At 37.1% G+C, this 15,583-nt stretch carries 10 protein-coding genes; 6 read left to right on the plus strand and 4 right to left on the minus strand.

Annotated elements, in window-relative coordinates; genetic code table 11:
• Positions 1 to 117: 117 nt before the first annotated feature.
• Positions 118 to 3,582, plus strand: a complete 3,465-nt coding sequence (locus IHV09_RS09455) for a S8 family serine peptidase (RefSeq protein WP_197264320.1) — start codon at positions 118 to 120, stop codon at positions 3,580 to 3,582.
• A 116-nt stretch (positions 3,583 to 3,698) separates the two neighbouring features.
• On the opposite strand, the gene IHV09_RS09460 is transcribed toward IHV09_RS09455, so the two are convergent.
• Positions 3,699 to 4,430, minus strand: a complete 732-nt coding sequence (locus IHV09_RS09460; protein ID WP_197264321.1) for a hypothetical protein — start codon at positions 4,428 to 4,430, stop codon at positions 3,699 to 3,701.
• Between the two features lie 303 nt (positions 4,431 to 4,733).
• Between IHV09_RS09460 and IHV09_RS09465 the strand changes: the two genes are divergently transcribed.
• The gene (locus tag IHV09_RS09465) at positions 4,734 to 5,522 is read left to right on the plus strand and encodes a hypothetical protein (protein WP_370568965.1); all 789 of its coding nucleotides are present in this window, start codon (positions 4,734 to 4,736) and stop codon (positions 5,520 to 5,522) included.
• A 199-nt stretch (positions 5,523 to 5,721) separates the two neighbouring features.
• Here IHV09_RS09465 and IHV09_RS09470 read toward each other — a convergent pair whose 3' ends face one another.
• Positions 5,722 to 6,459, minus strand: coding sequence for an SH3 domain-containing protein (locus IHV09_RS09470; RefSeq protein WP_197264323.1), 738 nt, complete (start codon positions 6,457 to 6,459; stop codon positions 5,722 to 5,724).
• A 260-nt stretch (positions 6,460 to 6,719) separates the two neighbouring features.
• On the opposite strand from IHV09_RS09470, the gene IHV09_RS09475 reads away from it, so the two are divergent.
• The 4 genes from IHV09_RS09475 (at position 6,720) to IHV09_RS09490 (ending at position 12,101) form a co-directional block, all read left to right on the plus strand.
• Positions 6,720 to 8,198 carry an N-acetylmuramoyl-L-alanine amidase gene (locus tag IHV09_RS09475; RefSeq protein ID WP_197264324.1) on the plus strand — a complete coding sequence of 493 codons (1,479 nt, stop codon included), beginning with the start codon at positions 6,720 to 6,722 and terminating at the stop codon, positions 8,196 to 8,198.
• Between the two features lie 256 nt (positions 8,199 to 8,454).
• Positions 8,455 to 9,441 (plus strand): hypothetical protein, encoded by a 987-nt coding sequence (locus IHV09_RS09480; protein ID WP_231618271.1) that lies wholly within the window; start codon positions 8,455 to 8,457, stop codon positions 9,439 to 9,441.
• Between the two features lie 287 nt (positions 9,442 to 9,728).
• A complete protein-coding gene (locus IHV09_RS09485; protein ID WP_197264326.1) occupies positions 9,729 to 10,478 on the plus strand; it encodes a C40 family peptidase in 750 nt (249 codons plus the stop codon).
• Between the two features lie 105 nt (positions 10,479 to 10,583).
• Positions 10,584 to 12,101: a transglycosylase SLT domain-containing protein gene (locus IHV09_RS09490; RefSeq protein ID WP_197264327.1), complete on the plus strand. Its 1,518-nt coding sequence runs from the start codon at positions 10,584 to 10,586 to the stop codon at positions 12,099 to 12,101.
• Between the two features lie 248 nt (positions 12,102 to 12,349).
• Here the strand turns inward: IHV09_RS09490 and IHV09_RS09495 are convergent, their stop codons facing one another.
• Both IHV09_RS09495 and secA read right to left on the minus strand, forming a co-directional pair.
• Positions 12,350 to 13,168, minus strand: coding sequence for an accessory Sec system S-layer assembly protein (locus IHV09_RS09495; RefSeq protein ID WP_197264328.1), 819 nt, complete (start codon positions 13,166 to 13,168; stop codon positions 12,350 to 12,352).
• A gap of 4 nt (positions 13,169 to 13,172) precedes the next feature.
• Positions 13,173 to 15,542 (minus strand): preprotein translocase subunit SecA, encoded by a 2,370-nt coding sequence (gene secA / locus IHV09_RS09500; protein WP_197264329.1) that lies wholly within the window; start codon positions 15,540 to 15,542, stop codon positions 13,173 to 13,175.
• Positions 15,543 to 15,583: the final 41 nt, after the last annotated feature.

The raw sequence follows: 15,583 nt of genomic DNA on the forward strand, positions 1-15,583 counted from the left end.
TAAACCCTCCAAAAAATATTTTTTAGTGGAGGGTTTTTTATATATTTTTTTCCAAATTATCATGCTATGATAGATTTGTAGTTTCCATATTTTACTATACTGATGGGGTGTGAAGGCTTGAAGCAGTGGCAGAAGAGTGTGACATCGCTTGGCTTGTCTCTTAGCTTGTTAGGTACAGGTTTTACAACTGTATGGGCTGAGGGACCAGTAACGAAAAGTAAACTTTCGTTTAAGCAATACTTAGAAGAGGGAAAGAAAACGCAAAACAAGTATGACCTGATTAGAAAGCAGAACGGAGAGCTTAGTAGCACAGAATTTACTGTAAAATATACGAAGCCTCTCTCGAAGGAAGATCATAAGCGAGCAGGTACAACTTTTGTAAGAAAGATGAAAGGCTTAAACTATGACATCGTAAAGATTCAAAAAGGGAAAAAGCCTGAAGATGTTATCAAGAACTATCAAAAAATGAACCAGGTTATTACCGTAACGCCAAGTGCAACATATGTGCCATATAGCCTTCCCGATCCAAAGGTAAGTAAGCAGTATCATCTATCTTTATTAAAAATTGCCGAAGCTCAAAAGTTAGCTGGAAAGAATAAGGTGAAGATAGCTGTTATTGACGGAGGTGCAGATACAAAGCACCCTGAGCTTAAGAACAAGATGCTGCCTACATACAATACAACAGATCCGTTGCAGCAAGCGATGCCTGATTTTCACGGAACGCATGTAGCGGGAATCATTGCTTCTGAAAAGAACAATGGAGTAGGTGGATACGGAATTAATCCAAATACGAGTATTCTCTCCATTGATGTATTTGGTCGTGGATGGGGAGCATCTGATTATACGGTAGCAGAGGGAATCTTATATGCCGTACAGCAAAAAGCAGATGTAATCAACATGAGCTTGGGTTCATCATATCCATCTCCACTTATTAAAGAAGCAGTTCAAAAAGCATTAGATGCAGGTATTCCAATTATAGCTTCAGCTGGAAACAGTGGGGTAAATGAGTTGAACTACCCAGCGGCGTTTGAAGGGGTAATCAGTGTAGGATCTACGAATAAAGAGAATAAATTATCTTCTTATTCAACTTTCGGTCCTTCTGTGGATCTAGTAGCGCCAGGAGAAGCAGTGTATGCTCCTCTTTATGATATGGAAAAAGGATCTACTTTTTATTCGATGAGCGGAACGTCCATGTCAGCTCCAGTCGTAACAGGAGTAGCATCTCTTCTTCTTTCCAAATATCCGAACCTGACACCAAGACAGGTTGAATATATTTTAGAGCAAAGTGCAAAAGATCTTGGTGGACAAGGCTATGATATACATTATGGAGCAGGACTTGTAGATCCTGTTGCAGCGTTAAAGTTTGATGTGAAAAAAATTCCAGCGTCCGTAACGGTTGTGAAGAACAAAGAAGGTTTATTAAAAGCAGCTGAAAGTTTAACGCTTGGACCACGTTTCAAGAAAATAGACGATTCCATTCGTAAACCGTATGAAGAAAAGTTTTACAAAGTGGCACTGAAAAAAGGAGAGTCTATCCAAACAACCTTAAAAGGTGCAGCTAACTATGACTATCAGTTATCATTCTACATGATTGATTCTAAAGGTGTTGCTGAGCCTGTTGTCGTAAATCAAGTGGCAGAAGGTAAAAAGGAAGGACATCTTTATACAGCTGATAAAGATGGAACACTAGTCATGAGTGTTGGAGATGCCAACGGAAATTATCATGCTGGTGGAAAATCTAATTTCACGCTTGAGGCGATGAAATTAATCCAATTACCAGCAGATACAAATACAGAGGAAAATCCAACCGTTATTAAGGAAATTCCTTATAAAGACAAAAGTCTCTCAAATATATTCATCGGTGAAGACGGCGATTCTGATTACTACAGCATTAAGGTAGACGAGCCAAAAACATTGAAGATTGATCTATCTGGGGTAGCAGGAATTGATGGAACGATTGCATATTATGTAAAAGAAGAAATGCCTGAGTTTCCAGAGGATCTTACAGAAGAAGAAAGAAAGCAATGGGAAGAAGAATGGGCAAACATGGCTCTAGAGCCGGTTGAAATCATCAATAATAAAGGCATTGGAGAATCTGAATCCCTTTATGTAGAAGCTGATCCAGCAGCGGAAATTATTGTTGAGGTAAATAACCACACGAACAGTTTCTTTGGGTTCTTTGATCCATCTGCAGAACAAAATGAAGAAAGTACGTTCCCTTCATCTGCATTACCTTATGAATTAAATGTAAATGCGATTGAAATACCTGAAGATGAGGACGGCTTCCCAATTTGGGATGAGGAAGGCGAAGAGAAATCTGAAGATAATGTTACAGTAGAAGATAAAGTGAAAGCCCAGTTCCATGAAAGTGGTGAAGGGGAAGAGGAAGAAGAGTTAGACATGGTTGCTATGGTTCGTGAGATGGCGCCTGAGTATGACCAAGAAGAAGGAGCAACTGCTTACCTTCAAACGATGGATGACGAAGATTGGTTTAAATTATCACCTTCCAAAGATGGCGTATATGAATTCGATTTCTCTGATTCTGGTGCAATACCAATCGTTGAAATTGTAAAAGTCGTTGAGATGGAAGACGAAGCTTATTTTGAACCAGTCACATACAATGTTACTTTTGATTGGTGGTCTATAAAAGGAAAAGCGAAGATGCTCGCAGGTCTATCTTCCAAGGAAGAATACTACATCCGCGTAGCTTCTCCAGAATTCCAATTCACGACTGAACCTTATTCAATCAAGAGTAAGCTTGTCGTTGATGGTCTTGGAGATGCTAATGAGCCAAACGATAGTCTGACTGACGTGAAAGATATGAAGAGTTCAACCGTAAAGGGTAACTACTCTTTATCCAACGATCAGGATGTATTTTATGTGAAAGCTCAACAAACCGGTCTGTACGGTGTGGATTGGAAACCACTTCAGCTTACAGCAGATCAAAAGAAAAAATATCCTGCAGAACTTCAACAACCACTTGATGGTGTAGTAGTTGTTCTAAAAGATTTAAATGGTAACAGAACGTTAGATGAAGATGAGTTCGGAACACAAAGTATTATTGATATCAATTACGAAAATGAAGGCGAACAAGGGGCTTTCAAAACAGAAAAAGGTAAAGGGTACTTTGTTGTTACATTAAACTTTACCATGGAGCCTGTTCCAAGTATGGTTCCTTACCAACTTTCTGTTACACCTTACAATATGAAGGATGAAGATGCTGCTTCTAAGGTTAAGAACAACATCCCTTCTAAACCACTTTCCTTTAAAAAGTCAGGGAAAACGTGGGAAGCCAAAGGATACCTGAACGCTGGAGTGCCTTATGGTGATTCAGATTGGTATAAGTTATCACTTGATGCAACGACAAAAGGATCGATTTCGTTTGATTTCCAACTTGTTGATGGAGTGATTGAACTATATGGTTCAAACGGCAAGCTTGTTGCTAAGAGTAATAACTATGCAAATGGCGATGCAGAAATCCTTTACTATAATCTGAAGAAAGGCAATTATTACATCAAAGTTCGTGATGTACATGGAAATGCAGCCATTTCTCCGTACCAACTAAAAGTAACAAAAAATTAAATGTAAAAAGAGTAGCAGCTTTCTGGTTTAAAGAGAAAGCTGCTATTTCTTTTATCCAAATAAAAAAGCTTAATCAAAAGTAACGCGTACTTTTGATTAAGCTTCAAATCTTGAAGTTATCGGATAGTAAATTCGCTTGATTTAATCCAGCCTGACCAGCCATCTTCATTTAACCGCGTTCTAACCAAGTACCAAACTTCACCACGGCTGTTTAAGAATTTCGTAAATGTATCAGCCACTCTTCCTTGAGCTAATGTTGTTTTGATTGCATAGTCGGTTGATGCACCTTTTCGTAATGTGCCGGTTTTACCAGTAACGGTTCCTTCATGATAGAAGTCCATGTAATTCTGAAAGTAATCACTTTCTAACCAACCTTGTTTTTTTCCTGAATCTACTTTATACCACATTTGACCCGAGAACGTCATAAATGCATCTACTTGAGTAGCGATCATGCCTGCAGGTAATGTTGCCACTGCATCATAACCATAGTGAGCACCTTTTCTGATTTCCATTTGAGCTGTAATTAGGGCTTTTCTTCCTGCTTCAGGAGCTGGAATTTTAAACAGATCGAGCTTTGCCCATCCTGATTTATAACCGTGAGTAACGATGGATACCCACTTTTGTCCATCACTTGCGACAAAAGTATCTCTAACATAAACACGAGTTCCTTTTTTCATGGTCAAGACAGTTTGGTAACTGTTTGATGCTCCCCGTTTCACTTCTACATTATCTACCACTGTAACTAAGTTCTTTCTGATAAGATTCTCTTCTGCGTTAACTTGTTGTGACGAGTTGTGAAAGAATAACGTAAATAGTAGGCATGCACAGACGAATAATAATTTTTTCATGATATCCTCCTAAAATTTTATTACAGAATAAACTATTCAATATCACTAGTGCGATATGACAAGTAATTATAATTCGCACAGCAACACCTTGCCACCGGACAAGTTTGTAAGGGTAAGAGAAAAGTGAAATGAATAACTTATCTTGAACACTATAATATTACAATATTTTGTAAAAATAGCAATCTGTATATATAGTAAAATAGTATTGTTTTTTGGGAAAATATGAAAATCGAAACTCTTTTAGTGATGGCCTCGTCTTATTATTAGAAATATTGAGGAGGAAAATAAATGAAAAAATTGAGTTTGAGTCTGATTACAGCAGCATTATTAGTTACGACAGCACCTGGAGATGAAGCAAAAGCCTTTCATACTCCACCTGTCATGTGGGAAGGAATGGAACTTAAGAAGGGGCAGGTCGGTAAAGTAACCATAATGAAACCCATTAATCTGTGGAAACGAGAAAACGGTAAGTTAGTTGAGGTTCGGGTACTAAAACCAGGGGAAGGTTATCGTGTATATGGATATGATAAAAAGTATGGTGGACAATATGCTGTAGGTGCCAACCACTACATAACAAATATCCCGGGTTATGTGAGTTACAAGACTCCATCAAAAGCAAAATGGGAAGAAGTAAACGGTGAAGGGGCAATTATTCCGACTACCCAAATTAAGATTCAGAACGGAAAATTCTACGCAAATGGTGTGTCTTTAGGTATGCCACCGCAACTAACAATAGATATTCTGGGTAAACCTGATTATCATTCACATAGAGATCCAGAGTCAGAACTTCCACCTGTATCAAGATGGAAAGTGGCAACGCCAAAAAATGATAATGGTTTTCAAATGACTTTCGGTATTTCTTATTATGGCCCTGTCGGAAAAGAGACTTCTCGTAGAATCATGACATATGCACTTGTAAACGAGGAAAGTAAAAAATGGATTGCTGCACTTGGAAAGCCTCATTATAAGAAATCTGAAAGTGATGTTTACTACTATATACCGCAATCACGTGAAGTTCTGCGTTTAATTACAATGGACGGCGTTCATGAAATTTATATTCAACCAATTGAAAACGACACGTTTCCAAAATAACAAATACTCACTCTTCAATGAAGGGTGAGTTTCTTCTATATAAAAGTGAAACATCCGAATCTTGCTTACCGCCTGCCCTACGCGGAGCGAGCAACATGAAACGGGAATCAAATACTATCAAAATCAACGATAAATACGAAAACAACGAAAATAAAAAAGCTTAATCAAAAGTAAAGATACTTTTGATTAAGCCCATTATTTAAAACGTTTTAACGGACACTTCGTTAGCTTTAATCCAGCCTTGCCATCCACCTTCGTTTTTCGGAGTTTGTACGAGATACCAAGCCTCACCTCTGCTATTTATAAACTTAACAAAAGTATCTACACGTTTACCTTTAACTAATGTTGTTCTTACTGTGTAGTCCGTTGATGCGCCTCGGCGTATCGTTCCATTTTCAGCTGTAACTGTACCTACTCCATAATAATCCATATAATTTTGAAAAAATTCATTCTCTAACCAACCTTGTTTCTTACCATTATCTACTTTATACCACATGTCACCGAAGTAGGTCATGTGTGCATCAACCTGCGTAGCTACCGAGCCTTTAAGTAATGTAGCAACTGGTGCGTATCCAAAATCAGCACCTCTTCTAATTTCCACATCATTTGTAATGAGTGCCTTTCTTCCAGCTTCTGGTCCTGGAACTTTAAACTGATCTACCTTAGCCCATCCTGATTTGTTGCGATGGGTTGCAAGAGAGATCCATTTCTGTCCATCAGTTCCTACAAACGTATCTCGAACATGAACGCGTGTTCCTTTATTCATTGTAAATACCGTATGATAATTGGATGATGCTCCCCACTTCACTTCAACATTATCAACCGTTGTAACTAAGTTCTTGTACTTTAGGCTATCTTCCGCACTCACTTGCTGTGAAGAGTTGTAAAAGAATAGCGTGAATAACAGACATGCACAAGCAAAAACAAGTTTTTTCATAAGACCCTCCCGATTTTATTATTTCTAACATTTATTAGACGAAACTATATGGAAAAGGGTTTCATTTTTGTTACTTATTTCAAAATATATTACTATTTTACTATTAAACTCATATTGGACCTTTTAGGAGGGGAGTGGTGTTTATATCATCCATCATTTTTTCTTAATAATATCCTAACCTTCATTTTCTTCATTTATATAAAGATAACGAATCCCTGGTCGATATATAACGTGTAATTGAAACCGGGGAGGAGAATAAAATGTTTGCAGTAAGAAGTAACAACATGAGATGGATCTTTGCACTAATCGTAGCCGTATTATTCACACTATCATTCCAAGTAAAAACCTTTGCGATGTCGTCTCAAGAGGCAAAAAAGCACGTTCAGTTGGCTGAAAATCATGCTACCGCTTTAAAATGGCAGATCTCAGTCGAGTATACGAAAACGGTAAAATATCCGGATATGAAAGTCTATAACGCTACAAAAGCCGCGAAAGATAAGGCTCAACAAGCTGTAAACTCATTGCCAGCTTCTTCTGTAAAAAAAGAATTACAATCAAGAATACAGAATAATGTACAACTTCATCTCTCAAGAGCACAAGGGTATATAGATGCCATAACATCAGGAAAGAAAATCTCGCAAAAGAAATCATCTTTCGAAAGTTATTATTCTCAAAACCCAGCAAGTAATTCTACAGAACTAGCTTATCATTCAATGAGTTCTGAAATAAGAAAGCAAGCTTTTCTATTATATCGCGTATACGGACAAACGACTCGAATGGCCATCTTAAATACGTACAAAGCACCTGCTGAATCTGTAAAACGAAAAACAGCAAATGCTGTTACTGTTAAGATGAAGCTGGACGATTTAGCTGTAGCAAAGTCAAAAGGACAAACAAACATCGTGCAATCTCTTACAGCGGATATTAGTAAACTGTTAGTCTTGTTGCCGGCAAAGGAAAAGACAATCTTTTCTAATCTATTAAATCCTGCCCACTCGAGCGGACGACAAGCCACTGTAAATACGGATAATTTAAACGTTAGAACGGGTCCATCAACAGCCTATTCCGTTATTGGTAAGTTGCATACGGGGGATCGAGTAACCGTAACCTCGCAATCCGGTGATTGGGTGTATGTCACAGGAGCTTTTGCTGGATATGTACATAGCGCATATCTCACATATGACGGTGGAAGCGGGACGCTTAAAGGTCAAACAATAGTTATTGATGCAGGACACGGAGCAAAGGATCCGGGTGCTGTTGCAAATGGACTGAAAGAAAAAGATGTTGTACTTGATGTAGCTCTACGAGTTCAGAAAAAGCTAACTGATGCTGGGGCAAAAGTTATTATGACCCGCTCATCCGATGTATTTTTAGAACTTGAAGACCGAGCTGCAATTGCTAACAATTCTGGGGGAAGTTCCTTTGTGAGCATTCATGCGAATGCGGCAGCAAGCACGGCTTATGGAACAGAAACATTCTACGATAGCCAGTATCAAAAAGAAAAAAGTTTAGAGTTGGCAACGAACATTCAATCCAACATGATCAAAACGTTAGGAACGCGTGATCGTGGCGTTAAGGAAGCTGGCTTCTATGTAATCAAATACACTCGCATTCCATCTGTTCTTGTAGAGCTAGGATTTATAACGAATGCAGATGAAGCGAAAAGAATGGCTACAACTTCCTTTAGAGATCAAGCTGCATCAGCGATTGTCGAAGGATTAAAGCAATATTATCAATAAGAGATTAGGGCCAGCAAAAGCTGGTCCTAACTTATTTTTTGCTATTTCTCAATAAAAAATTATTAATTATTTTATAAAGGTTTTACAAAGATAAGAAAAATACTAAGAAAGCCTTACAAATAAGGTTTTATCGTGTAAAAATTTGTCGAATGAAATCGTATAGACAAAAAGGATAACTAGGATTATATTTAGTTAGGGAATATTAAAGTTATTTCCAAAAAATTAAATTATTTTACAGGGGGAGTAAAAATTGGCAATGAAAAAAGCTTTATTGTCATTACTTAGCTTTGCAATCGTTCTTGCATTATTTGCAGGAGGAAACAGTGCTAGTGCAGCTACATATACAGAAGCTGAGAAGTTAGTAAAAACTGCAGAGGGATATGCAGGAACGTTGAAATGGGAAATCTCCTACGAAAACACAAAAACGATCAAATACCCAAACATGAAAGTATATAACCAAACAAAAGATTCACTTCAAAAAGCTCAAAGTGCGGTAAACACACTTAGCAGCGGAACGAAAAAAACAGCACTTCAAACGCGTTTAAACAATAATGTTAAACTTCACCTTACTAGAGCAGCAGCATACATCGATGCTATTACTGCTGGTGAAAAAATCAAATCTGTACAAATCGAACTTAAGAACAACTTGAATGATGGATACTTTGGAGATGACACGACTGAAGAGTTGTACCACAGCTTATCTTTCGAGATCCGCAAGCAAGCGATTCTTCTATATCGTGTATATGGTAAATCTACACGTGATGCAATTCTAGCAAAATACAAAGCTCCGGCTGAAAAAGTAAAAAAAGAAGCTTCTATTCCAGTAACGGTTCTTATGCATTTAGACGATGCGACTGCAGCAGATACTAGCGCAGAAAGCACGGAAGCATTGTCAAATGCGATGGACTGGCTATATCAAGTCGAAAATGACTTTTATTATGAATCTCTTTACTATGAAGTATTAAGTACATCTTTTACAATTGAAGAAATGTTATATGATAATCCGAATTATAACGTGTACACAATTGAAATGATTGATAATAACACAATTTCTGTAATGTTCGATAATACGACAGCAGAAGGCGAAGTAGTAGAGTATGAGTTAGAAGATCCATTAGTAGACTTTGAACCACAACTTATCACGTTTGAGAACGCAGGTAGAACATTTACAGCTTTAGTTAGCCTTGAGTCTTATGAAGATGGCGATTCATCTATGGTATGGGCTGTAACAGATATTCAATAATTAAATAGTATGAATAAAAACCGTCTGTAAATCACAGGCGGTTTTTTGTCATTTATTGTCTATCATTCCATTACAAATACCTAGGAAAAATGAATGTTCGAATTTCATTTTATGTCATTTTTACAAATTGAAAGAAAAGTAATTAGGTATTTAGAACCAAAAAAGTCATATAAATAGTCATTATGTAATCTTAATGTAACATTAGTTGTCGAATTGTAACCGCACTATTGTGATAAAAGATGTAAAATTTTGTAGTAAGGGAAAGAAATTACCATAGGGGGTTTGAAATGAAGGTTTTAAAGCTTACACTATCGGGAATATTATTTATTTTACTCACATTAGCCATTGGAACTAAAAGTACATATGCTTTTTCAATAGATAAACTTGTTACAGATGCTAAAAAGCAAATAGGTGCACCATATAAATGGGGAGGTACAAGCCCTTCAGGATTTGATTGCTCTGGATTCATTACATATATTTATAAACAACAAAATGTGAGCTTGCCACGATCTTCAGCCGACATGTTTGCAGGTGGAGATTCAGTATCAAAAAGCAATCTGCAACCAGGAGATTTAGTGTTTTTTACTACATATAAATCTGGTGCTTCACACGCAGGCGTATATGTTGGAAATCAACAATTTATACATAGTGCTTCAAACGGCGTTACAAAGTCAGGCTTAAGCGACTATTATTGGAAGAATCGTTATGTAGGTGCAAAGCGTTATATAGCTACTGCATCAGCCTCTTCTATCGATCCCACAAAAGTTTATTGGGACGGACTATTAATGGTTAAAGGTCAGATTGGTAAGGTTAAAGTCTTAAAGTCTACTGATATCTATAAGCGAACAGCTGCAGGTACATTAGTAAAAGAACGAACACTTCAACCGGGGCAACAATATAGAGTGTATCAATATCGTTCTGAACAAGGCGGTATTTATGGATTAGGTGGATCACTTTTCGTAAAGAAGAATACGAACTTAGTTGACTACCGTACACCATCTAAATCAAAATTAGCTATTTTAAACGGATTACAATAATAAATAATGGAAAAACAGGGAATCTAACACTGGAAAAGAATGTAACCTTTTGAGATACTAGAATGGTATTTTAAAAGGTTATTTTTTATGAAAAGGGGACTGGGAATGAAAAATGTTTTAAAAACGACCCTGTTAGCTACAGTGTTTTCTGCAGTGTTATGGGGAGGACAGTCGGCAGAAGCGGCTACTTATTCGGAGGCTGAGAAGTTGGTTAGGCAGGCTGAGGGGTATGCGGGGACTGTGAAATGGCAAGTATCTTATGAATACACTAAGACAATTGCAAGACCGGACATGAAAAACTTTAATGCAGCTAAAGAGTATAGGTTAAAGGCTCAAACTGCTATAAACACCTTACCCGCTGCTTCACAGAGAAATGTGTTAAACGATCGTTTAAAGAAAAATGTAGATACATATGTCAATAGAGCGATAGCGTATATTGATGCTATTACTGCAGGTGAAAAAATTATAAGGCAACAAAGTAATTTAAACACACATATTAGTAGTGGTAATCTTGAAAAATTAGAAAATACTTATCATGTTTTGTCTGAGGAAATCAGAAAACAAGCTAAACTTCTATATCGCGTACATGGTCAATCTACAAGAGATGCTTTCTTAGTGAAGTATAAAGCGCCAGCGGAGAGTTTGATAAAGGGTGTTAAACACGAAGTGACATCAAGCATGTTACTAGACGATATTCAAGCACTGAAATTACCAGAAGGAATTTCAAGTTCTGTTGTACCAGTTAAGGTAAATGAGTATCAATCGTATGATACTTACATTAACTATCCTACTCTACAGACTGCATTAAACAATAAATACAATGCAACAATGAGTAAAATAGTTCTTCCGCAAAATAAAATGAAAGACTTGATTACGGAAGTTGCAATTGAAAATGGAATTCCACCAGAAATTTTAAAGGCGATCGCCTATCAAGAATCTGGAGATACATTAAAATTTCAACAGTTTAAGAATAACGGAGAACCTATAGTAAGTAGCGATAACGGAATTGGAATCATGCAAATTACAAACCACCCTACTGAAAATGTTGAAGATCTGAAATATAATACAAGGAACAACATTGAAGTAGGAGCAGAGCTTTTAAAAGAAAAATGGAGCTGGACAGGTGACGAGTTACCAAAAATTAATGATGGAGACCCAGATGTTTTAGAGAACTGGTATTTTGCTGTTTTAGCTTATAATGGAAGAAGTTCAATCAATCATCCTACTAATAGTGGAAACTATCAAAATAAAATCTTTGAATTTATTAGAAGTTCAAGCCAAGTAAAGGTTTTTAATTTTAACAATTTGGTCTATGATATCTCCGTAAATAATGGAATTTTGGATTTCACTCCAAAATTGCAATACGAAACGAATATTCAAAATAAGACAACCCAAATTTATAAAGCTGGGCAGACATTAAAGATTACTACGAGTACAAAATTTAGACCTGAGCCTAACACAATTGTAAAAGAAAAATATACTCTTGCAGCTGGTAACGAAGTTCAGATTTTAGAAAAAGGTATTAGCGATGCAACGGGTATAAATCATTTTGTATTCTATAAAGTTAAAGTTAATTCAACCGGTGACATCGGTTATGTATTTTCAGGCGCATTTGCAAAATAAAGAGTAAAACTTTAACTAAAGCTCACCTCCTTTTTTGGGAGGTGAGCGTTTTTTATTCGTAAAAAACCGTTTTCTTGATAAAACAGAACTTTTCTTGATAAACTCGGGGAATATAGCACCCAGTTATTCTCGATATCACAACCTGAATCCTTGATATATCACATTTCACCTTCAACCAACCCAAATCACATCAAAAAACCCAACCTTAGAGCATCACTCTCAGGTTGGGTTTTTTCACTTCATTCAACTTAAGCTTGAGGAATAACCACTTTCCACGTTGTTAGTGGCAATTTTTCTTGGTTTACCATCTCTTTTGGGAAGGTAAAGGACCATGGCTTGCTTGTATTCGACATCACTGTTAATCCTTCGAGGTTAAAACTTCCGGCTGCAATCTGCTCACCTTCAGAATTCAACACATGAAGGGGCAACTGGCTGATTTCTAGGTTGTTCTCAGAACCGTTACGAATAAGCAGGGAAATGGTTAACGATTGATCTGCGTTCTCTGTACCTTGAATCCCCATAATGTTCACTTCACCTGGATTGAGGACAGGTAATTGGCTAAGCAGTGCTTCAAGCTGAGTTTTTTGGTCCGTAGACAGCGACTCATTCCAGCTTTCTGAAAGTTCTAGACGATGGTCTGACGGTTTTATACGCTTTTGAATCTCAAAAGCGAGTGACCAGGCACCGTTTTTATCGAATGTTTCATTCAATTCGTGTTTCTCAAAAATGAATCTCCACGGTCGGCAAGAACAAGCAGGGAGCTCACCTAGACCGTCCAACTCAAACTTTTTGCGAGCGATTGAATTTTTTTCTTCATCTAATAGAATCAAATTTACATCTTCAAGACGAATAGGCTTATCAAGTGAACTACGAATAAAAGCAGTGATAATAACAAACTCTTCGCCATCGATGCAATCGATGCTCTGAATGGATAGTTGGTTAGGTTCTAGAGGTTTCAATTGCATGTGATGATATTGAAAGACGTAACGATCTTCAGCAGGAACATCCCAATCTGGGTGGAAAGAGAGAGCTGTCTCTATTTTTTGATTCGTATCTAATTGAGTCATGTCATTACCCTCCGATCTCTTGTTTTTCTTCTTGCAACTTAAGCTGCTGTATTTGTTTTTGCGTTAGAATGAGTACTTGTTGAGCAAAAGTCATTTGGAACTCCTGGAACAAATAGAAGCCTTCCTTTTCAAATGTACGATAAGGATCTTCTTGTCCATATGACTGTAGGTGAATTCCTTCTTTTAATCGTTCCATCTTTTCTAAATGCTCGATCCATAACGAATCTAAAAGTCTTAACATGATAGAACGGTAGGCCATGACGTTGTCCGTTTCTTCTAAAATGAAGGTTTTGATTGGTTGGAAAGCATCTTCAACCATTTCATGAAGCTCGATTTTATCAAGATGTTCGATTTCTTCACGATCGATATTCGCAATAGGTAAGATCTGCAAGACCGATTCGTTAAACGCTTGTTTAGCTTCCTCGATATGATTGTCTTTAACAGAAGTTAAAAACTCATCTGTTTCTGCTTTTAAGTAATTCTCCATAAGCTGTACTAAGAGAATTTCAGGCTCAGAACTTTCTAGTAAGATATTTCTTTGCTCATAAACACGTTTTCGCTGCGCGTTTAAAACATCATCTAATTTTAACAAGTGAGAACGAGAAGATGCATAGATGCCTTCTGTACTTTCTTGAACCTTATCCATGAACTTATTAATCGAAGGAGTAGTAATGCGTCCTTTATCATCGGCTTTCACTTTTTTCATATATTTTTGTAACTCATCTTTATCGTAACCTTTTAACAGATCATCTTCTAACGACACGATGAATTGAGTAGTACCAGGGTCACCTTGGCGTCCAGCACGTCCACGAAGCTGGTTATCAATTCTTCGGCTTTCGTGACGTTGTGTACCGATAATGTGTAGACCACCTAATTCAGCCACACCTTCACCTAAAAGAATATCCGTTCCGCGTCCAGCCATGTTGGTCGCGATCATGATATGTCCTTTTTGTCCAGCTAATGCGATCATTCCAGCTTCAAGCTCTTCGCTCTTTGCGTTTAAGAGTTGGTGTTTCAAACCGTTCTTCGTTAAAAGTTCGGAGATTTCCTCAGATTGTTCGATAGAAGTTGTTCCAATTAAAACAGGTTTACCGATACGATTGTACTTTGTAACTTCTTCTAATAAACATTGATTTTTAAACTTATTGTCGATATAGATCATGTCTTCCAGATCAATTCGAGCTCGTGTTTTGTTCGTTGGAATGATTACTACATTTATTCCATATGTGTTCCAGAACTCGCCTCGCTCAGTATAAGCAGTACCAGTCATTCCACAAAGATGCGTATATAAACGGAAGTAATTCTGAATGGTAACAGAGGCTTGCGTATTATTTTCTTCTTTTACTTCAATTCCTTCTTTTGCTTCAATTGCCTGGTGTAATCCTTCACTGTATGTGCGACCTTCCATAATACGTCCAGTAAACGAATCAACAAGCTGTACTTTTTCTTCTTTTACAATGTAATCCACATCATTTCTCATAATAAAATGAGCACGCAGGGATTGGGTAACCATATGGAAAAGCAATTGATGTTCAGCTTCATATAAGTTAGATAAGCCGAATGCTTTTTCAATTTTCTCAGCACCACTATCTAACAGTACGATTTGTTTTGTATCCTTATACAGTTCATAATCGACTTTTTCTTGAAAGGAACTAACAATCATTGCCACGATTTTAAATAACCCTGCAGAAAGATTGGATTTGTTCGCGATGATTAATGGTGTTCTCGCTTCATCGATCAAAATACTGTCAATTTCATCGATGATGGCATAAGAAAGGGCTCTTTGTACTTTCTCTGATGAATCTTGTACCATGTGATCACGCAAATAATCAAAGCCGAACTCATTACCTGTTCCATATGTGATATCAGCTTGGTAAGCCTGCTGCTTTTCAGTTGCTTCCAATTGTGAGATGTTTAAGCCGACAGACAGCCCAAGGTATTCATGTATTCTTCCGATGGTTTCGAAATCGCGTTTTGCTAAATACTCATTCACAGTGATGACGTGAACGCCTTTTCCGTAAAGCGCTAAATAGAAACTAGGAAGGGAAGCTACTAGCGTTTTACCTTCTCCAGTTTGCATTTCTGAAATATTTCCTTCTATTAATACTAGACCTCCTAGCAATTGCACATCATAATGACGTTGGCCGAGTACACGTTTTGAAGCTTCTCTTACAAGAGCAAAAGCTTCTGCACGAATGTCATCTTTTTGATTATGTATTCGATCCTTTAATTCTTTAGTTTTATTTTGAATTTCAATATCAGAAAGTTTTTCGTACGCTTGTTCAAGTGCGTTTATTTCAATAACTAACTTGTTTAAGCGTTTGATGTCATGACTGCTTCCTGATCCGATAAATTTTTTTACAACCGATAACATACTTGTTTCTCTCCCAAAAAAATATAATTTAACCAAATTAT

The sequence above is a fragment of the Fictibacillus sp. 23RED33 genome, from assembly GCF_015903925.1.
GTDB classification, from domain to species: domain Bacteria; phylum Bacillota; class Bacilli; order Bacillales; family Fictibacillaceae; genus Fictibacillus; species Fictibacillus phosphorivorans.

What these genes read in the sequence shown, in the direction of transcription:
- IHV09_RS09480 (WP_231618271.1), top strand. Translation starts at nt 8,455, where the DNA reads ATGAAAAAAGCTTTATTGTCATTACTTAGCTTTGCAATCGTTCTTGCA.
- IHV09_RS09485 (WP_197264326.1), top strand. Translation starts at nt 9,729, where the DNA reads ATGAAGGTTTTAAAGCTTACACTATCGGGAATATTATTTATTTTACTC.
- IHV09_RS09460 (WP_197264321.1), bottom strand. Translation starts at nt 4,430, where the DNA reads ATGAAAAAATTATTATTCGTCTGTGCATGCCTACTATTTACGTTATTC.
- secA (WP_197264329.1), bottom strand. Translation starts at nt 15,542, where the DNA reads ATGTTATCGGTTGTAAAAAAATTTATCGGATCAGGAAGCAGTCATGAC.
- IHV09_RS09470 (WP_197264323.1), bottom strand. Translation starts at nt 6,459, where the DNA reads ATGAAAAAACTTGTTTTTGCTTGTGCATGTCTGTTATTCACGCTATTC.
- IHV09_RS09490 (WP_197264327.1), top strand. Translation starts at nt 10,584, where the DNA reads ATGAAAAATGTTTTAAAAACGACCCTGTTAGCTACAGTGTTTTCTGCA.
- IHV09_RS09495 (WP_197264328.1), bottom strand. Translation starts at nt 13,168, where the DNA reads ATGACTCAATTAGATACGAATCAAAAAATAGAGACAGCTCTCTCTTTC.
- IHV09_RS09475 (WP_197264324.1), top strand. Translation starts at nt 6,720, where the DNA reads ATGTTTGCAGTAAGAAGTAACAACATGAGATGGATCTTTGCACTAATC.